Annotated in this window: 16 protein-coding genes and 1 pseudogene; 6 read left to right on the forward strand and 11 right to left on the reverse strand. The window is 51.8% G+C overall.

Annotation, left to right across the window (positions count from 1 at the left end):
• Nucleotides 1–400: pseudogene (locus J3U06_RS07040) on the reverse strand (sugar ABC transporter permease); the annotation flags it as partial.
• 213 nt (nt 401–613) lie between these two features.
• The gene (locus tag J3U06_RS07045) at nt 614–1,951 is read right to left on the reverse strand and encodes an ABC transporter substrate-binding protein (RefSeq protein ID WP_267400809.1); all 1,338 of its coding nucleotides are present in this window, start codon (nt 1,949–1,951) and stop codon (nt 614–616) included.
• A 702-nt stretch (nt 1,952–2,653) separates the two neighbouring features.
• Between J3U06_RS07045 and J3U06_RS07050 the strand changes: the two genes are divergently transcribed.
• The 4 genes from J3U06_RS07050 (at nt 2,654) to J3U06_RS07065 (ending at nt 6,072) form a co-directional block, all read left to right on the forward strand.
• Nucleotides 2,654–3,823, forward strand: coding sequence for an ImmA/IrrE family metallo-endopeptidase (locus tag J3U06_RS07050; protein ID WP_267444750.1), 1,170 nt, complete (start codon nt 2,654–2,656; stop codon nt 3,821–3,823).
• Nucleotides 3,820–4,353: a DUF4411 family protein gene (locus tag J3U06_RS07055; RefSeq protein ID WP_220236504.1), complete on the forward strand. Its 534-nt coding sequence runs from the start codon at nt 3,820–3,822 to the stop codon at nt 4,351–4,353. The genes J3U06_RS07050 and J3U06_RS07055 overlap by 4 nt, the downstream gene beginning before the upstream one ends.
• A 118-nt stretch (nt 4,354–4,471) precedes the next feature.
• Nucleotides 4,472–4,867 (forward strand): VOC family protein, encoded by a 396-nt coding sequence (locus J3U06_RS07060; protein WP_220236505.1) that lies wholly within the window; start codon nt 4,472–4,474, stop codon nt 4,865–4,867.
• Between the two features lie 296 nt (nt 4,868–5,163).
• Entirely contained in the window at nt 5,164–6,072 is a 909-nt protein-coding gene (locus J3U06_RS07065) for a 3-hydroxyacyl-CoA dehydrogenase (RefSeq protein WP_267444751.1), read from the forward strand.
• A gap of 267 nt (nt 6,073–6,339) precedes the next feature.
• Here J3U06_RS07065 and J3U06_RS07070 read toward each other — a convergent pair whose 3' ends face one another.
• From J3U06_RS07070 to J3U06_RS07090, 5 genes are all read right to left on the reverse strand, one after another.
• Nucleotides 6,340–7,050 carry a hypothetical protein gene (locus J3U06_RS07070; RefSeq protein WP_220236507.1) on the reverse strand — a complete coding sequence of 237 codons (711 nt, stop codon included), beginning with the start codon at nt 7,048–7,050 and terminating at the stop codon, nt 6,340–6,342.
• Nucleotides 7,051–7,059: 9 nt separating this feature from the next.
• Complete coding sequence (locus J3U06_RS07075; protein ID WP_267444752.1) at nt 7,060–8,205, reverse strand: SPFH domain-containing protein; 1,146 nt, start codon at nt 8,203–8,205, stop codon at nt 7,060–7,062.
• Nucleotides 8,206–8,266: 61 nt separating this feature from the next.
• Complete coding sequence (locus J3U06_RS07080; protein WP_258561497.1) at nt 8,267–8,680, reverse strand: hypothetical protein; 414 nt, start codon at nt 8,678–8,680, stop codon at nt 8,267–8,269.
• Nucleotides 8,681–8,724: 44 nt separating this feature from the next.
• Nucleotides 8,725–9,306 (reverse strand): zinc-ribbon domain-containing protein, encoded by a 582-nt coding sequence (locus tag J3U06_RS07085; RefSeq protein ID WP_267444753.1) that lies wholly within the window; start codon nt 9,304–9,306, stop codon nt 8,725–8,727.
• A 6-nt stretch (nt 9,307–9,312) separates the two neighbouring features.
• Nucleotides 9,313–9,993, reverse strand: coding sequence for a hypothetical protein (locus J3U06_RS07090; RefSeq protein WP_220236510.1), 681 nt, complete (start codon nt 9,991–9,993; stop codon nt 9,313–9,315).
• Between the two features lie 448 nt (nt 9,994–10,441).
• On the opposite strand from J3U06_RS07090, the gene J3U06_RS07095 reads away from it, so the two are divergent.
• Nucleotides 10,442–12,100: an MFS transporter gene (locus tag J3U06_RS07095; protein ID WP_267444754.1), complete on the forward strand. Its 1,659-nt coding sequence runs from the start codon at nt 10,442–10,444 to the stop codon at nt 12,098–12,100.
• Between the two features lie 229 nt (nt 12,101–12,329).
• On the opposite strand, the gene J3U06_RS07100 is transcribed toward J3U06_RS07095, so the two are convergent.
• Genes J3U06_RS07100 through J3U06_RS07115 form a run of 4 tightly spaced genes read right to left on the reverse strand, consistent with a single transcriptional unit; the run spans nt 12,330 to nt 17,591 of the window.
• Nucleotides 12,330–14,477: a beta-mannosidase gene (locus J3U06_RS07100; RefSeq protein ID WP_267444755.1), complete on the reverse strand. Its 2,148-nt coding sequence runs from the start codon at nt 14,475–14,477 to the stop codon at nt 12,330–12,332.
• Nucleotides 14,478–14,506: 29 nt separating this feature from the next.
• A complete protein-coding gene (locus J3U06_RS07105) occupies nt 14,507–15,346 on the reverse strand; it encodes a carbohydrate ABC transporter permease (protein WP_267444756.1) in 840 nt (279 codons plus the stop codon).
• Entirely contained in the window at nt 15,343–16,296 is a 954-nt protein-coding gene (locus J3U06_RS07110) for a carbohydrate ABC transporter permease (protein ID WP_267400815.1), read from the reverse strand. The genes J3U06_RS07105 and J3U06_RS07110 overlap by 4 nt, the downstream gene beginning before the upstream one ends.
• Nucleotides 16,297–16,304: 8 nt before the next feature.
• The gene (locus tag J3U06_RS07115; protein WP_267431417.1) at nt 16,305–17,591 is read right to left on the reverse strand and encodes an ABC transporter substrate-binding protein; all 1,287 of its coding nucleotides are present in this window, start codon (nt 17,589–17,591) and stop codon (nt 16,305–16,307) included.
• Nucleotides 17,592–17,723: 132 nt separating this feature from the next.
• On the opposite strand from J3U06_RS07115, the gene J3U06_RS07120 reads away from it, so the two are divergent.
• A complete protein-coding gene (locus J3U06_RS07120; RefSeq protein ID WP_267444757.1) occupies nt 17,724–18,764 on the forward strand; it encodes a LacI family DNA-binding transcriptional regulator in 1,041 nt (346 codons plus the stop codon).
• Nucleotides 18,765–18,894 lie beyond the last annotated feature (130 nt).

Below are 18,894 nucleotides of genomic sequence, written 5' to 3' on the forward strand. Positions count from 1 at the left end.
GCACATCCACATGCGTGCCCAGCCACGCGTTCAACGAGCCCACCAGGCCATACCTCGCCCCATACATGAACCCCCACACCAGCGCAGACACCACCGCCGGCACCGCATACGGCAGGAACGTCGAAATACGGAAGAACCGCATCCCATGCAGACGCAACGAATCCAAGGCCAGGGCCATCAACGCCGCCAAACACAACATGACCGGCACCTGCACCACCGTGAACACCACCACCCGGCGCACCGACGACCAGAACTGCCCATCAGCCAACAGACGACGATAATTCGCCAAACCAACAAACACCGTCCCACCAACCATACGATGCTGAAACAAGGAAATCCACACCGCATACACCACCGGCACCACAAACACCACCACAAACACCACCGCAAACGGCCCCATAAACAACCAACCACGCCAACGAGCAGCCGTCCGCGGACGCTGTGGCACCGATGCCGTATGACCGCTTGCGCTTACAACTCCCGTACCCATATCTTGACCCTTTTCAACAAACTCAAAACACCAACGCGGTTGGCCGTCTCTCGACAGAAATGTTTACATACAGACAAGCATTTCTGTCGAGAACGGCAAAATATTGTGTACGTATGCTAATGGCTATTTAACTGTGAAGCCCTGCTGACTTGCATATTTTTTCAAGCTATTCTGCCAATCGGTAATTGCTTGCTTAAAGGTAGATTGTCCATAATAAGCCTTAGATGCATAGTCGCCATAGATGCTGCTTGCATAAACATTAAACAGTATATTCTTGAAATTAGGATCGACATCTTTTGCTGCCTGCGACAATACTTCGTTGAACTTTTGCCCACCAAAGTACTCAACAGCCTTGCCGTCGCCTCCCTTGACGGATGTTGAATCCAAGAACTGCTTGTCCGCCAAAGTTTTGGTATCCGCAGGGAATGCCCCAGCTCCAACACGCAATTTAATAGCTTCACGGTCGTGAGAGGCATATTCTACGAATTTGTAGGCGGCATCAGCCTTGGAAGTCTTATCAATCACAGCCAGTACCGACCCACCATTTTCAGAATTATGCTTATCGCCTTCATGCAGCACAGGCATGGGAGCAACTCTCCATTTACCAGCGGCCTGCGGCGCCGAGGAGAGCAAATTCGGCGGCATCCAAGCCCCGATCAAAAGCGCCGCAGTAGAGCCATCTCCTAAGCTTCTATTCCATTCATCCGACCATACGGACAGCTTTTTGTTGACCAGATTTTCATCAGACATACGCTGCCAAAACTCCAAAAACCGCTGAGTCCCTTTATCAGTGGACAAATTAATCGTTATATTTTGCCCATCTTTTGAATAATCATATGGATGACCACCAAAGGCCCATATCATGGATTTGAAGAATCCAGCATCGCCAGAATCAGCCTCAATGTATGATCCAGCAGCCTTTACTTTCTTGGCTGCCTCATAATACTCGTCCCAGGTCTTCGGTGGTTCGTTCACGCCGGCCCTGTCAAAAACTTCCTTGTTGTAAAACATAGCCATGGGGCCAGAGTCCATCGGCAGCCCGTAAATACCACCATTAATGGCCGATGAAGCCCATGTTCCTTTTGTATAGTCATTCTTGAAATTGCTGGGAACATACTTACTGATATCTTTGACGATATGCTTAATCTGGAACTCGGGAAGATCTTCATAGCTGAATTGGGCTACATCAGGCAAACCCGAGCCAGCCTCCGAGGCATTATTCAATGCCTTGTACTGATCATTGCCAACCCCAACATTGACTAATTTGACTTTAATATTGGGATACTTGGCCTCAAACGGCTTTATTACAGTTTGATATGTCTTTTCCCAAGCCCAAACGGTAATTTCCGTAGGCCCTTCGGCATTTGACTTTCCTCCGGATTGAGAGCCGCCGCACGCAGCCAAACCCAATACCGACAACACAACTGTTCCACTCGTCAGTATCTTTTTTACCGATATCATTGTTCCTCCCGCAATCCAGCGGCAATCACATGACGCTTATATGAACGACATCACTTTTGACTTCACGAGGTAACTTCAACATCAACGTTGATTTGACGTTAAACCACACTTTAGCACTTGCCTGCTAATACGCAACTAGGTCATCCGATTGAAACCACACTAAACAGCACACCTCATTAATGAGAACAAAGCCGATACAAGACACTAGCTTTCTATACAGAACAAACAGAGAATAACTAACCAATACCGTATTCTTTTAGCGGCAATCCAACAAAGGTATGCGTTATTTAGGCTGTCAGCCTCTGAAGCCAGTCGCTCCAAGAAAACTCCTTGTCCTTAATTACAACGTTTGACTAAGTTGACTAAAAAAGCAGACTTCCCGGCACACATAGGAATCTAGGGGGGGGGGGGGGTAAACGACCTTGTGGACGTAGATAAGTCTGAAGACACTCAATATTTTCATATGGACCTGTGCCGGTATGATCTGATTGCGTTTTTCAACAAATCGGTCTTCTAAAAGTCTAAAAGACTGCGCTAAGCAAGATAGTGGCCAGCGCAAGGCTGATTCCCGTATCTTGCCCTTCGCTCATCAGGCGTGAATAATAGATTGCAAAAGCTGCCGAGGAAATGCCATCGTACATACTCGTACGTAAGCGATAGCGCCTAGTGCCAGATAGGATTCGAGATATAGGAAGGGGAACGATGGCTCAAACAGTACGTGTCAATGTTCCTCGCACCATTCTCGATTGGGTCATGTCCATAGGCGCCGAAGACCAACTAAGCGAGGGCCAACGTCAGAATATTGATGCTTGGAGACAGGGCACCAAACGCCCTACTGTCTCACAGCTGCATACCGTCAGCAACCAGTTGCGCGTGCCATTTGGTTATTTCTTCATGGATGAGCCCATTGATGATACGCCGCCTGTCTATGCCAAACGCACTATTGGCAGTCAGCAGTCACAAGGACATCCTTCCCGAGATCTTGTGGACACCATTGGCCAGATGACTGCCATTCAGGACTGGGCGAGACAAGACCGTATCGATAATGAAGGAACCCAACTGAAACAGGTGGGTTCCCGGACCATCAACGATGACAGCAACCTTATCGCAGAGGATATTCGTCAAGCTCTGAAGATTGATGAGCATTGGTATCGCAAATCCGGCCTGCATGACTCGGCCAAGGCTTTCAAACTGCTGCGCGAACGCGCTGAGGGCACCGGGATTCTCATCATGCAGAACGGAGTAGTCGGCAACAATACCAGTAGACCACTCGACCCCAAAGAATTTCGTGCTTTTGCGCTCATCGACCCATACGCCCCATTGATATTCATCAACAGGACCGACGAACCCGAAACCGCTCGCCTCTTCTCCCTGGTGCATGAGCTGGCACATGTTTGGCTGGGAGCAGATGAGTTATACAATGACACCGCCCTACCCACCGGAGTCACCAGGCTTGAACAGGTCTGCAATGAGGTAGGGGCAGCCATATTGCTGCCAGACGAAGACTTCCTGGAAACGTGGCAGAGCATTCCGGACGACACCACATTGGACGAACGGATGAAAAAGCTGAAGGCATGCTTCCCTGTTTCCCACACCACTTTGGCCCTTCATGCCCTGAAGCATAAGCTGATCAGCCAGGAAACCTTCCAGAAATGCAACCAGGCCGCCCAAACCTGGTCAAAAGGAACTGAAAATCAGCAGCACTCCGGAGGAGACTATTATAAAAACAAACTAAGCAGATTCGATTCTCGCTTTCTGGAAAGGATGGCGAGCAGCGTAGCCGAGGGCAGAACCACATATCTGGATGCTTATCGTCTCACTGGCACCAATGGTGATACTTTCTCCAAACTCATGAAGAGAGCCATCTCATGACGCAGCCACTCCTTATGAATCCGCTTTTTCTTATCGATGCAAACTGCCTGATTGAGCCCTACAACCGGTACTACAACCCTCAGTTCACTCTATCTGCACCGTTCTGGCAGCATCTACATAATTTGGTTAACTCGGGCCGAGTGGCAATCATCGACAAAGTTCGCGACGAGGTATACGGTCACAACTGCCCAGAAGTCGATACCTGGTTGGACGCCATAAACAGCTTACTGGTCATCTGCGAGGAAGAGGATGGCATTATACAAGCATATAGCGCAGTGCTCAATCAGGTCGCCAGACCTGAAAATGGATACAAATCCACAGCATTTCGTGAATGGGCTAACAAACAAATTGCCGACCCCTGGTTGATCGCTACGGCGAAATTTTACGGTGCCACTATCGTCACTTTCGAGCAAACCCAAGCTGAATCAGATCGCCCGTGGAAGCGTCCCAAGATTCCGACCGTCGCCTCCCAGCTTTCGATCAGCACCGAAAACCTATTCACCTTCATGCAGAACGATGGAGGCTTCTGAAGATTCAGACTGCAAAGCCTGTTTCATTTTCTCTCTCGCCTTCATCTCCAGACGCACCACCGCCTAGAGTAGATGTAAGGAAGCATCGCAGCATCAAGGTACCAAAGGAGCGGCCATCATGAGACCAATGTCGGACTACGTCAAGGATTTGCAGCACTCGGGCATGATCGCCCACGATCTGGACGAGACCATCGACTTCTACACCAACAAACTCGGGTTCGAGCTGGTCGGCATCTACCCCAACGGAGAGAACCGCTGCGCCTTCCTGCGCCTGGGCCACTTGACCATCGAGACCTGGGAGGGCGAACCTGCGCCCATGCGCACCGGAGCCATCAACCACTGGGCTCTGGACACGCCGGACATCGACGCCGCTTACGAGCACGCCCTGGAGATGGGGCTGAACATCAGGGAGGACTCCATCCAGTCCATCCCCACCTTCTGGCAGCACGGAATCCGCTACTTCAACGTCATCGGCCCCAACCAGGAAACCATCGAGTTCTGCCAGATTCTCTGAATGCCCGCTGCAAGCGGGCGCAACCGCAGCCACGAAGGTCTGGGCCCTGCCCCGTACGAACAATCCCATGCCAGCAATGAGGCCCATTTGCTGATCTCCCTGCAACGGAGCCAGCTGCTTATGCTGACTATCGGGAAAGTCGCTGTAGCCGGCGGCCTGCGCACCGTTTATGGCATCTTCGAAGAAGAGGGAGGGTGCCTCAAGTCCTGATCGGCCTCTCGCCGCATCGGTGGGCCTGGCTCCGTCCAAGACCTGGCTCTACTATGAAAGAGCGTATCCAACGATGGGTACCACAAATGAAAGGGGTTTCCATGACGAACATCAACATGGTCACAGTAGCCGGCGGTGGGGTGCTAGGCAGCCAGATCGCCTATCAATCGGCCTTCAAGGGCAAGAAGGTAACGGTCTACGACATCAACGACGAGGCTGTGGCGGCCGCCGAGGAGCGCGTCCGAAACCTCCGCGACCTCTATAAGAGGGACATCAATGCCACTGACGAGCAGTTCGATGCGGGTCTGAACAATCTGAGCTACAGCTCTGACCTGGCTGAAGCAGTCAAGGACGCCGACCTGGTCATCGAGGCCATCCCCGAGAAACCCTCCATCAAACATGATTTCTACCGGAGCCTGGCCAAGGCGGCCCCCGAGAAGACCATCTTCGCCAGCAACTCCTCCACCTACGTGCCCAGCACCTTCGCGGAGGACACCGGCCGACCAGACAAATTCCTGAACATGCACTTCGCCAACCAGATCTGGCGCATGAACACCGCTGAAATCATGGGCACCAAGCAGACCGACCCCAAGGTCTTCGACCTGATCGTGGACTACGCCAAGGAAATCGGCATGGTCCCCATCGTTCTGAAGAAAGAACAGCCCGGATACGTCCTGAACACCCTTCTCATCCCCTTGCTCAACGCCGCCGCATATCTCTGGGGCCACGACATCGCAGACCCGCAGACCGTGGACAAGACCTGGATGATCGGAACAGGCGCCCCCATGGGGCCCTTTGCCATCTTTGACGTCGTTGGGCTGCGGACCGCTCTCAATATCACCAAAGAGCAGCAGGGCGACAACCCCGATTACAAGCCCTTCATGGAGAAGATCCAGAAGATGATGGACGAGGGCAGGAACGGCAAGGATTCCGGGCAGGGCTTCTACACCTATCCTGATCCCGCCTTTGACAGGCCTGACTTCCTGAAGGCCTGACAGTAGGCTCTTTCTAAGGACAAAGGATCCGGCCGTCTTAGGGACCACGCCATAATCGACGGGTCTGCAGGATGGTCGGGTCCTCTTCGCTTTTAAGCCATGACGATGATTCCCGCTATGCACAATGCGTAATCTGGAGCTCCGATTCAGCCAACAGACCGTACCCGTCGACCTACTGCACGGTTCCACGACTAAAATGAAACTCTGTCAGAATGCATCTCGAGCCTCTCAAAAATTTCGTGGAACACTTCGTGAGATTCCAGTTAATCAGCGCACTCTGTTAAGAGTGTCCCGAATATGTTGAAGAGTGGGCAGATCTACACGGTCCTTGGCTGTAGCTTCTTGAATTTCATTAATGGCCTGGGAATAGAAGAGGCCAGTCGTAGCATCTGGCACCAGCGGCAGGGATTCGACCTTACGCTGGATTTGATTGCTGATATCGCTCGCCTCCTTGTCATTCGGATCCAAACATGAATCGAGGAAGAGCACCTGAGATTTCAGTTGCGCCCGATTGGCGACCTTCTCTTCTCTGATGGCCTGCTGGCGAACCGTATGCACGTTGGCTGTAATGTTGCCGACCCATAGGGAGATGACCACTATGGTGAGCAAAACTTCGACCAGGAGGGGGATGAAAAAACCATTGGGCAATATGTGCCGCAAGGCAAGACTCCCAGACCACCAGGGGGCGTTCCAAGCTGAGAAGTAGAAAATTGCGATGATGCCTTGAATCAGATAACCGACAGCGGGAAACACCACATTCTCAGCTATCAGCCGGTAATAAAGGCTCTCGCTTCTCGAAGCGGCACCGTCATCGCTACGCGACTGAGCCACCCAGCACAGGATGGTGAACACCACCAAGAAGAACATCACAATCCACTGAGCGGGAGGTGCAAAGCCATAGGTGCCAATTTCGGCCATGAAAGCCGCACAACCTATGAGCGTCAGGACCGTTGTAAAAATCGAAACCAGATACTTCATTCAAGCCACCTACATTTCCTTGAGTATGTCGGCTTTTTTAGCCTCATACTCCTCTTGGGAAATAAGCTCCTTCGACAGCATTTCTTTCAGTCTGCTCAACCGCTCTACAGGGTCGATGGCAACCGGTTGAGAAGCTGCTTGCGCCTGTCCCATCGTCTGATTGACCATGTTGGGAATGACCTGGCCCATGCCGGCACCCATGGTCAATCCCATACCCGCCCCTAGAAGGGCTCCACCGTCAGAGCCAGGATTGGAAGCGGCACCATTCATGGCATTCAAAACCTGAGCCTGCTGATAGTTGGTGCCATAAGTCTCATAAGCAGACTGCTGGCCCTGCGCATATGCCGCTTCGCCTTGCCCCTGGGCCATACGCCCATAGAACTGCTCGCGGTTCTTGGATACCAGATCCTGTGCTTCCTGTCTGGCTTCATTGTCGATGATGTCAATTGCGGAAATGCTGAAGTTCAGTACTTTCATGCCATATTCAGCAGCAATGGGCGCGATTTCATTCTCGATGGTCTTGGCATAGGTTACAGCATTGGCAGGCACTGAGATAAGAGGCCCCGCCCACTTGGTCAGCTCAGTGGTCAAGATGGAAATGATGTGGCCAAGGAACTGATTGCGGAAGTAGTCGGTAATCGACTCCTGATTGCTCAGATCATAGTTGTTGCCAATCAATTGAGTGAGGAAGATGCCGCAATCGTCCACTTTGATGCGATACGCGCCTCTTGCCCTCACCTCGGTTTCGACGCCAATCCCCTGGAATTGGTCAGAGAGCGCCTTGTCGTAGACCTTGATAGGCGTCTGTGTGCCCCACTTGATTTCCCTGCTAGTCGCCGTACGAACGAAATAGACCAGCGAATGGAACGAAGAGACTCCACCGGAGAGGCTGTTCCGCAGGCGGGATATAAAGGGATAATTGGCACTGTTCAGGGTATAACTACCCGGATCGAAAATCTGCTCGATCGTACCCTGATAGACAAAGATGGCTTTTTCTCCGGGACCTACCACCAAGGTGGTTCCGTTGTTGAAGTCTTCCTCGGGGTTTTTGAATATGAGTGTGTCATTATCTGAACGGTTCTTGATGACATCGACAAAGTGCTTCTCACCATCCGCAAAAGCGGCTTCATTGGAGTTGCGCTTGAATACAACCATCTGTACACCCCTCTTTCCTATGCACTGTTCAATCCGTATCCATTACCTGGTCAAGCAACAATCAGTCGTCATATTCATCCCACAGACTCACAAGACCATGGGCAGAATTCAGGAAAGACTCTGAGCCTTCATAAGTGTTGGACTTCAGTTCCAGCTTTTTCCCTGTCCTCATACTGATGACGCAACCAAAGTCATCCACTCGAATATCGACTATGTTCTTGAACCGATACACATCAAAGAAGGTGCGGCCTGGAGGTGTCGCGTCCCCAGCCTCGTCGGGCTGGAGTTCAAACATGGCGGAGTATATTTTTTTATTCCCAAACATCCAGACGGTGATCATCATATGACCGTTCATTTGCTGGATGTAGGAAACCGGTTCCACTCTGCTCACTTCGTCCTCGTCGAAAATGCCGCAGATCTCCATAGCCGTGGCCTTACGCCTATCTATGGCAACGCTGTAATCTTCGAAACTCACTCCTATTCCCACCTTTCCCGAATCACAAACTTCAGCATCGATCTTCACTTCATCAACAATTCGTTCATCTCTTGGCTGTCAGAATCGGTCAGTCCTCCTTGCTTGGCTGCTTCCATTACCTTCTTGGATGATTGCGAATACCTGATGTAGCGCTGCTCAAAAAGTCGTTTGATCAATAATGATTTCGCACACAGATACTGGGGATGTGGATTCATCTCAATCGCAGAATCCAGAGTCGCCATTATTGACTCCGCCTCTTTGAGCTTTATCTTGAACGGTTTTTGAGACTTGAACCTGCTTAATGCAATATGAAAAAGAACATCGGAATCGTTGGAACCATTTTCCACAGCCTTTTCCAAGTTCTTAGCGGCTTCTTGGTATTGGCCCCTGTCAAAAAGGACATACCCCAATGAAGCCAGCACTTTCGGATCATTGGGCGAATCCTTCAGCACCTCCTGGTACTTATCAAGGAATCGTGCCGAGTCCTTATAAGTGGCTCGACGAACCTGTTTAAAGTTCAACGAAGTTACAACAACAGGTCTTCCACAATAAGGACATTGCTTGCTCGAAGCCGAAAGTGGTGCCCCGCAGCCGGGGCACACGATATCCGAATCAACCGAAGGCATGATGCATCAACGGCGCCGCATCGATCTGTTTATGTCGGCCATGCCCTTCTGAATAGCCTGCGTCTGCTCGGCCTGTGCGGCCAAAGCACGCCTAGACTGTTCAGCCTGAGCTTCCATGTTCTTCTGCATCTGTCGCTGCTGCTGCTCAAAGCCACGGGCATTGTCATCAAGACTCTTTAGGAACAGATCATCAATCTTCTTGAAAAGACCCGTAGCAGGCGAGTGCAGTGTCTCAGCATGTCCAATAGAGTCGACGAAGCCATCGAAGAATCCATTCCATTCAGCGAGTAGATTGGCAGACTTGTTTGCATCAATCTTCTTGAAAACGAAGTGGCAAATTATGCCGGCGATGACCATTATGAATCCAAGAACGCGAAGTTTCTCATTAACAACGCACAGGAGCCCTAGTATAATCAACGCAATTTTGACGAGTAGGAAAATAATATGTTGAGTTTTCAGTTTCTTCTCTTCTGCTTCAATTGCAGAACGCTTATCGGGAAGTTGCTGGTTGAAAGAGGTATTCAGATTAGTCAGCTGCTGCGAAAAGTCATCAGGTAAAATCCTGTCCGGCCCTTCCAAATTAGCCGTACGGATCATGCTCAACTGATTTTTGGCATTGCCATAAGCAACATTGACATCGTCGCTGTGATCAAAACCAAGAGCAACAATATTTTCTTTGTATCCCATTCTTCAGTCTCCTTGATTTGGATAAACATCAGGGAGGAGAATGCATGAATTATGGCTTAGCTTATGGCCTACCCCCCCCCCGCAATACGGGCAGGGCATTAAACAAACCTTTAGCGAAAGCAGACATCATTACCTCTTTCGTTCCCCTGCGATGTTCTTGACAAGCTGACTATACCACTACATATACGACAGCAGTCAAGAAGTCCTGAAATGCGACCTCTTGAAACAACATATACAGGCCTCTTCTTTGTATCTGTCTGTCTTTAATTGATCGGGAATGCAAAACCACTGGATTCGAGGGCGCATCTACATTCTTCCGCACTGAAGAAAGCTGCGTGGTAAGCTGTATACTTATGACATTTTTGTGAAAACCGCTAAAGGAAGAGGCAGACAGGGAAATCACAAGGCGGAAAAGACGAACAACGGCCTGGTGGCCGGAGAAGGAATAATGGCAGAGGACGATATAATTTCGGCCGCGGACAGCGGTCAGCACGAGCAGAAACGGCGCGATAAGCACACAGCCAAGCAGATCAAAAAACAGCAGGCCGCGGCAAAACGCAAGGCCCGCAAACAGAACCCCCGGCAGCATCGGGGCTGGAGCGAGCGCCTGCACCTGACCGACATCAACGTGGTGGACAGATCCACCCTCAAGCGGGCCATCGCCGGCACCGTGGTCGGTAACTTTATGGAATGGTACGACGTGGGGGTCTACGGCTACCTGGCAGTCACCATCGGCCGCGTCTTCCTATCCAACGCATCCGATGCCGTGCAACGGCTCTTCTCTTTGGGCGTCTTCGCTGTCACCTTCATCGCCCGTCCCCTGGGTGGCGTGGTCCTGGGCCAGCTGGGCGACAAGGTCGGCCGCCAGCGCATCCTGGCCTTCACCCTGCTGAGCATGTCAGCAGCCACCCTGCTGATCGGCCTCCTGCCCAGCTATGCGGCCGTCGGTCCCCTGGCACCCATCCTGCTCATCCTGCTCAAACTGATCCAAGGGTTCTCTACAGGCGGCGAGTACGCGGGCGCCTCGACCATGGTCACCGAATACTCACCTGACCGGCATCGCGGCTTTTTCGCTTCCCTGCTGGATGTAGGATCCTACTTGGGCTACGCTTTCGGGGCTGCTTTGGTCTCCCTGCTGGAATTCTCCATTTCCCCTCAGGCCATGCTGGCCTGGGGCTGGCGCATCCCCTTCATCATCGCTCTCCCACTGGCCGCCATCGCGGTCTACTTCCGGGCCAAGGTCCAGGACACGCCCGCCTTCCGCCAAGCTCAGGATGCCAGCGACGAGAAGACCAAGAGCCAGCACAAGGGCCTGTTGGATCTGATCCGGGGCTATTGGCGGGAGCTGCTCATGGCCTTCATCCTGGTGGCAGCGGCCAACACCCTGAGCTACACGCTGACCGCCTACATGCCCACCTACCTGTCAGGCACCCTGCACTACAACACGGCCCAGGCCAACCTGCTCTCCCTGCCGGTCCTGCTTATGGTGGCCTGCTGCATCCCCATTACCGGAGCCCTTTCCGATCGCTTTGGCCGCAAGAAGGTGCTGTTCATGGGGGCGATCACCGGACTCTGTCTGTCCCTGCCGGCCTTCCATCTGCTGGAGCGCGAGACCACGGGTGCCGTTTTCGGCGGATTGGTTCTGCTGGCCATCCCGGTTATCTTCTTCGTGGCCAACCTTGCCTCCACTTTGCCGGCCCTCTTCCCCACGGCCTCCCGTTACGGTGGCATGGGGCTGTCCTACAACCTGGCCGTAGCCGTCTTCGGCGGGACCGCGCCAGTCATCATGGAAGGACTGGTGACCGCGACTGGCAAGTCCCTGGCACCCGCCTACTGGATCATGTTCACCTCGACCTGCGGTCTTGTTACCGTGCTCTTCCTCGCGGAAACCGCCCGGCGCCCCATGCCCGGCACCTTGCCCACCGTGCTCAACCGACAGGAGGCTCGCGACCTGGTGGCCACCCAGGACCGCAATCCCGACCTGGACGTGAAGACCATCATCAAGGATGCCGAAGAAAGCGGCGTGCGCAAGACGCCGAAAAAACTGGCTGCCGAGACACGCAAACTTCTGGGCATTCCCCGTTCCGGAGACAAGAACAAGAAATAACAGGTGCAGTCAAGTCGTATGAACGTCCAAGTTCTGTTTAGGTAACTCAGTCTGAGCTATATACAAGAGACCTTCTCGCCCTTTGAGAATAAGACAACGACTCGGCTACTCCGCCCACCGTCAACGTGTCGAGAATACGACAGGCACAGAATTCGGCCGGTGGCCCGAAGTAATTGTCATTTCTGACCACCGGCCATTTTCGATTCCATCACCACTTTCTTGCTGCAGTTCAAACAGAATACAGTCGGACTCCAAACTCATGGCTGAGCCTTACAGGATGGCCCGACGGATGCTCAGGATGGCTGAAGACACTGTCATAGCTGTTTGACGCCAGAACCTTTTTTTCTTCATCGCACAAGGTCATATAGGCCGATAAATCGTCGCCGTCATTTTGCTGTAAAGCAATTGAGACCTCCTGTATCTGAACACTTGAAAAAGGCGCAAGTGAAATAGACGCATTCCCTTTGAGCACCTCGCGCCCTTGCAAATTCACGAATCTCCAAGTAATGGAGACCTGACTCAGATCTTTGGGGGAATCATTGACAACAACCAATCCAGAAACCTTCTTGCTGCACCTATTCAAGAAAACACCTATGGGTTGATTGATTCTGGCAACCGCCTCGTATGCAGGCTTCGGCTGCCCCCACCAATCCAACAGCCCGTAGAAGCTTTGCGGGCACAGGTCTATGAACATGAACTGTACATATCCCCAATTGGGTGCAGCTCTTTGACACCGATAGTGCTCGATGTAATACTTGAGCAGCTCAGTCTGATAACGTTGCAATGTTCCTGTCAAAGGCTCCAAGGCCGCTATACGCTCTGTCAACGTCCCGAGATTCCTCAAATTTTCAAAGTAGCCGGGGGCGTCGAAACCAAATTCTGTATTGAACTTCTCTTTCGTGCCGTCAATCAACGTATATGACGTGGGAGGAGTATCCAACGATCCCGTATAGTTGTGGCTGTCTCCGCTGGTCAGATCATCAGCGCAATACGAGCCTTTGATAACGGGACGAGTCGGGTCTGTTCGAGTGACCTCCCGATAGATGGCAGGGCCTGGACTCACTTGCATAGCCGTGCCCTGTGTGCCCTTCGGCACATCCACTACGCCTGGTTCATTAAGGCATATCCAGCTGAAAACACTGGCATGTCTATCAAGGGTTTTGACGGTACTGACAAACAACCGTACAAACGTTTCCGCCCACTCAGAAGTTCTGGGCTGGTTCCAATTGTATTCTGAATCCTGGATCACGGCAATGCCCATGCGGTCGCATAAATCGTACAATTCCGGCTTCTCGACATGCACATGCACCCGGATCAAGTTGAATCCAGCCATTTTGATAGCCTGCAAATCACGCAGGTACCGCATTCTGTGCATTCGAGATATATAGACATCAGGGAAATAGGATGTCCCACGCACATACAGGGGCTTTCCATTAAGCACGAACCGGGTTGTCGATTCATCACGATCAAGTTTGACATTCCGGAATCCGATCTTCCGGCTTTCCACCTGTTCGCCGTCCAAGCTCAATGTCATGTCATAGAGCTTCGGCTCTCCCAGATCCCAAGTGAACCAAGGCGTCACGCCATCAACGGCAGCTTTGAACTCGAAAGGTCCCTGGACCTGCTTATCCGCGTCAAGCAGCACACGGCCATCAACTGGATCCCGCACCAGGGTTCTCAGCACAGATGGATGATCATTACCGCAACCGAGTACTTTCCCTCTAACGATTATTCTTCCACGACCCTGATCATCCATCCACACGCTCAGGCGCGGATCTTCAGCCAGACAAGCAGACTCATGAATCGATAGGGTGACCTTGCCGTAAATGCCCACGGGATTCACGTCACGGGCTATAAGGCCGTCATCATGCTCATAGGTTCCTTTGACCAATCTCCTTTCAACCATATAGGTACGGTTCTCAACGTCATCATTCCTTATCTGCATATCCCAAGGTGACCAGACCTTGACCATCAGGATATTCGTACCGGAGTGTATGATATTGCTGACATCAAAGACGAACGACTCACTGTAGCCCTCATGGGAGCCAAGGAGTTGCCCGTTCATCCACACCTTGCAAAAGTAATCGACATTGCTGAACCGCAGCAAAATCTTGTCGTCCGTCTCAGAATTATCAAGCTTAATGAGCCGACGATACCACCAAGGCGCCTGATTGAAATACCGCAGCCGGCGTCCCCAATAAGGCTGTTCATCCAACAGACACTGGAGATGCTCCAGAGCCGGCAACGGCTCCCACTCTGATATCTGCGGTCCGACCTGCGTACAGTCGCGATCCTCATAGAGTTTCAATTTTTCACCGACATCATTGACGTCCTGTAGAACGCTCCAATCATTACTGATGTCCAATTGCTTGTTCATTATTTTCCTTAATTCTGTTCCCAGTGCCTTTACCCACGGACCGCTCCGGCCACCATGCCGGAAATAACCTGTCTGTTCAGGAAGAAGTAGAGTATAAGGGTCGGAATCATAGACACAACTATTGCTGAGTATGTGGCTCCCAAGTCGGTCTGTCCATACATACCGACAAAGTCGTTCAAACCTATCGGGAGGGTTTTCATATCGCTGCGAACCATAAAGGTGTTGGCAAATACGAATTCATTCCAGATGAAGACAAAGTTGTAGGTCGCCACAGTCACAGTGGTGTTGCGGGAAAGCGGCATGACGATCTTCGAAAAGATCTGCCAGGTTCCGGCTCCATCGATACGAGCGGCCTCCAGTAACGAATCCGGTATCTCCTTCATGAATCCTGCATACAGATAGACGCACATCGGCAGATTGAAAGCCAATTGCGGAATGATAAGGGCCAGATAGGTGTCCGTAATGCCGATTTTGTTAAACACTTCGAACAGAGGCAGCAAAGCTGCGAATGAAGGCACCAGAAGTCCTACCAGCAAATAGGAAAGCACCTTATCCGCACCCCGAAACCGCAACTTTTCAATGGCAAACGCCGCAGGGGCTCCGACCATGACGGTGACCAGAATGGTCAGCACGGCAACGATCGTGCTGTTAATCAAATATCGCAGTAGACCCGACGTGGCAAAGGCTCTCACGTAATTACCCAGATACAGACCCTTAGGCAGTTGATAAGCCAAGGTATCTGCGAGCTCATCGGGGCTTTTCAACGAAGAGAGCGTGACCCAAAGAATCGGGTATATCTGCACCAGAACGAAAACTGCGATAATCGCATATACCAATCCCCTGGTTTTCCTGCCTAGCTTCGTAGTCATGCTTTGTCCCCTCTCCCGAACAGGCGGCGCAGAATAAGAAGCGTTACCAGGCACTCCACCGCTAGGAAGATGCTGATGGCGCTACCGTAGCCAAAATTCCCGGATATGAAGATTGTCTTGTACAGGTAGGTAGACACCAGCTCGCTGGACGAACCAGGGCCGCCTCCAGTAAGCACATAGGAGACATCGAACCCCTTCAAGCATCCAGAAACCAACATCACCAACGTCACCTCCAAGACCGCTCTGATTAGAGGCACCCTTATGTAGATGAGCTGTTGCCACCAATTGCAGCCGTCGATCAGTGCCGCTTCCAGCACTTCGGCATCGACTGACTCCAGAGCTGCATAGTAGATGACCATGTATATGCCGGCGAACTTATAAGCATCGATAAGCGTCACCAACACGAGGGCCCAGTGGGGATCCGAGAGCAGAGCGTGAGGGGCCAGCCCGAACAGACTGCCTACCGCCGGCACAACCCCCGGCGGATTGACAGCCAGCATCTGGGCGAAGATCTGGCTGACAGCAACTGAGGAAATGACGCACGGAATGAAATAAACCGTTCTGATGATGGTCCGAAATCGGTCAATGCACAAGACCAACAGGGCCATCACCAAACCCATAAGCATCTGAACGCAGGTACCTAGAAGGGTGAAGAAAATGGTGTTGAGGAAAGCCGCGCGGAACACCTTGTCGGTCAGCATCAGTTTGAAATTCGCCAAGCCCGAGAATCGCATGGCTCCTATCCCATTCCAGTCAAACAGACTCGCGCCGAACGACCAGATGATAGGGACAACCACTATGAGCGTAAAGATGATGACCGCAGGCAGGTAATAGGGCCACGCCGCTACCGAACTGATGGCCCTGTTCCCCCTGGACGGATGACCCGGCCAGGACCGCCTCCGACGCACCATCCGTGGCGGGATGGAATCCACTGGATTAGATCTTTGCATATCCGCCTTCACTTGGCCTTGTTGTATTGAGCGATGGCTTTGTCGACATTGGCCGCAAACTCATCCGTTGAGGTATTGTCCACTAGCAGGCTTTGGCACTGTCGTCCAAGTACACTGACCGTATTTGCATCAAGTTGCACATCCCAAACTTGTGCATAATCGTTGACCTTGGCTATGTCAGACAGGACGTCCTGATATATGCGGGGGGTCTTGACGCTGCCTTTGGGCTTGACCGAAGGAATGACCCGATAATCGTTCAAAGCCACATCACCGTATTTGTCAAATAGGTATTTGAGAAAATCCTTCAGCTGGGGAGTTAGCTTGCCCTTGCTGACGGCAGTACCGATGCCCGAATTGGCAAAGAAGTCCGTGGGCGCAGTCTTGTCTCCTTTACCAAGCATGGGGAGGCGGAAATAACCGATGTCCGATTTCAGATTGCCGGAATCGTCAACGTATGACGGAAGATTCCAAGTACCGTCATACGTTATCGCAGCACGCTTGCTCTTGAACAGATTCAAGGTGGCGGTGGCATCCGAATTCGTGAAGCCAGGCTGGAAATATGCTGACATCTTTTGGAGGAAGGCAATTCCAGCTTGACCAGTTGGACTGGCCATAGATTCCTTTCCGACCTTGAGCTTGGCCAAGAACTCATTGCCGGTTTCCCTGTATGGAATCATCCCCAGGAACCTATAAAAAGGCCACTGGTCCTTGCCATCAAGAGCGATCGGAATAACGCCCGTGTCCTTAAGCTTCTGAAGGTCAGTCAGCAACTCGTCAAAGGTCTTAGGTTCCTCTGCAATTCCTGCTTTGCGGAAGGCGTCTTTGTTGTACCAAAAGTATTCCGCATTAGCGTTGAAAGTCATTAAGTGCAGGCTGCCGTCAGCCATTGTCGGGTATTTGGTGGATATGTGATAAAAGCGATTGGTTACGCCAATGTCCTTGTAGAGTTTTCCAATATCTTCAGCACGACCGTCCTTGACAAGCTTGGCGAAGTACGGATCGGGATCGGCATCCCATAACTCCGGCAAACGGTTACTGGATGCCAGCACTTTCAACTTTTGGTTATATGAAGGTCGATCAGAGATGTTCTGGAACTCCAGCTTAAAACCCTGATGCGACTTCGCGTACTCATCAGCGATCTGCTTGATTGCTTTTATGCTTCCTTCACTGGCGGACCTCGCACTGAGCCAAGTGATGGTACCCGACCGTTGCGAAGAACCGCACCCCCCAAAACCAAATAAGGATAGGACAGCCACTGCACAGGTGCATGCCCTCTTGGCGAATGATAGTTTCATGGTCTCTCCTTCATTGGACGTAACCAACGCCACCTCATAGTGACTATATGTCAACGTTGTCTGACAACGTTGACATATGTAAAACTATACTAATTACAGACCGTTGTCAATTCACGGGGGACAATGCTAGATATGACACAGAACAGTGGCAATGCGAACAGCCACCCCACGATCAAGGACGTGGCGGCCCTTGCACAAGTCGCGCCAAAGACGGTATCCCGCGTGATCAATGAAGAGCCTTATGTATCTTCGACAACCAAGGAGCGAGTCCTTTCGGCCATTAAGGAACTGCACTATCGGCCCGACGTGCATGCAGCCGATCTGAAACGTGGCAAAAGCCACAGCAAAACCCTCGGGGTTCTGCTGGGAGCCAGACCCAATCCCTTCTCCTCATCGGTGCACTGGTCCATTGACAGCGTCGCCGTGCAACACTCCAGCCTGGTTCTGGCCTCGGCGTTGACCGGTAATCAAGACAGGGACTCCAATACCGTGGACGAAATGCTGAGCCGGCGGATAGACGGACTGATCCTGGTCACAGCCGCTAGCTCGCAGGACTACCTGATTCCCGAAATGCGTCGTGGACTGGCCGTCGTCTTTGCCGACAGCACCTCTATGGGATTACCTTCAGACACCGTCATGTCTGACAACTATGCCGGTGCAATCAGTGGAACCCGGGCGCTTTTATCCATTGGGCACAGGAACATGGCCTACCTAGGGGCCAAGAAAAACGTGTATACCGTAAGCCAGCGGAGAAAAGGCTTCCTCGCTGCCATCAAGGAGAGCTATCTGCCGATGGACAATATTGACCTCGTTGACGACATGGATGAACGCAAAGCATACACCGTCACATGCAGACTGTTAGACCGGGCACGAGCCAAACGGCCTACCGCGATCTTTGCAGGACAGAACCTTATCGCTCGAGGTGTGATTCGCGCCCTAAGAACAAGAGGATTGGAAAAGAGCATAGCAATCATCAGCTTCGATGACGCCGATATGTTTGACATGCTTGATCCCGGAATCACGGTCATCAAGCAGAATCCTGAGAACATCGGCCGAATAGCCGCAAACATGGCGTTCGAACGCATCGATGGCTTAACTGCCGAACCCCGCCACATCCTGCTTCCTACTGAATTGATCGCCAGAGGTTCAGGCGAGATACCTCCGAGCCAGTAAATCACTTCGTTAACAGCAAAAGGCTGCAGGGCCCGGCACCATTAGAAAGATGCCATCATCGCCCACCGCCTCCAGATATAACTTGACCCAACAAAATTAACCTGATAATATTCTTGTATTGTCAATAATA

Source organism: Bifidobacterium sp. B4142, from assembly GCF_026537325.1.
In the GTDB taxonomy this organism is placed as follows: Bacteria; Actinomycetota; Actinomycetes; order Actinomycetales; family Bifidobacteriaceae; genus Bombiscardovia.

Excerpts from the sequence above, each read along its gene's own strand:
- J3U06_RS07120 (WP_267444757.1), top strand. The coding sequence starts at position 17,724 with ATGACACAGAACAGTGGCAATGCGAACAGCCACCCCACGATCAAGGAC.
- J3U06_RS07085 (WP_267444753.1), bottom strand. The coding sequence starts at position 9,306 with ATGCCTTCGGTTGATTCGGATATCGTGTGCCCCGGCTGCGGGGCACCA.
- J3U06_RS07060 (WP_220236505.1), top strand. The coding sequence starts at position 4,472 with ATGAGACCAATGTCGGACTACGTCAAGGATTTGCAGCACTCGGGCATG.
- J3U06_RS07070 (WP_220236507.1), bottom strand. The coding sequence starts at position 7,050 with ATGAAGTATCTGGTTTCGATTTTTACAACGGTCCTGACGCTCATAGGT.
- J3U06_RS07045 (WP_267400809.1), bottom strand. The coding sequence starts at position 1,951 with ATGATATCGGTAAAAAAGATACTGACGAGTGGAACAGTTGTGTTGTCG.
- J3U06_RS07075 (WP_267444752.1), bottom strand. The coding sequence starts at position 8,205 with ATGGTTGTATTCAAGCGCAACTCCAATGAAGCCGCTTTTGCGGATGGT.
- J3U06_RS07100 (WP_267444755.1), bottom strand. The coding sequence starts at position 14,477 with ATGAACAAGCAATTGGACATCAGTAATGATTGGAGCGTTCTACAGGAC.
- J3U06_RS07050 (WP_267444750.1), top strand. The coding sequence starts at position 2,654 with ATGGCTCAAACAGTACGTGTCAATGTTCCTCGCACCATTCTCGATTGG.
- J3U06_RS07090 (WP_220236510.1), bottom strand. The coding sequence starts at position 9,993 with ATGGGATACAAAGAAAATATTGTTGCTCTTGGTTTTGATCACAGCGAC.
- J3U06_RS07095 (WP_267444754.1), top strand. The coding sequence starts at position 10,442 with ATGGCAGAGGACGATATAATTTCGGCCGCGGACAGCGGTCAGCACGAG.
- J3U06_RS07115 (WP_267431417.1), bottom strand. The coding sequence starts at position 17,591 with ATGAAACTATCATTCGCCAAGAGGGCATGCACCTGTGCAGTGGCTGTC.
- J3U06_RS07105 (WP_267444756.1), bottom strand. The coding sequence starts at position 15,346 with ATGACTACGAAGCTAGGCAGGAAAACCAGGGGATTGGTATATGCGATT.
- J3U06_RS07065 (WP_267444751.1), top strand. The coding sequence starts at position 5,164 with ATGAAAGGGGTTTCCATGACGAACATCAACATGGTCACAGTAGCCGGC.
- J3U06_RS07055 (WP_220236504.1), top strand. The coding sequence starts at position 3,820 with ATGACGCAGCCACTCCTTATGAATCCGCTTTTTCTTATCGATGCAAAC.
- J3U06_RS07110 (WP_267400815.1), bottom strand. The coding sequence starts at position 16,296 with ATGCAAAGATCTAATCCAGTGGATTCCATCCCGCCACGGATGGTGCGT.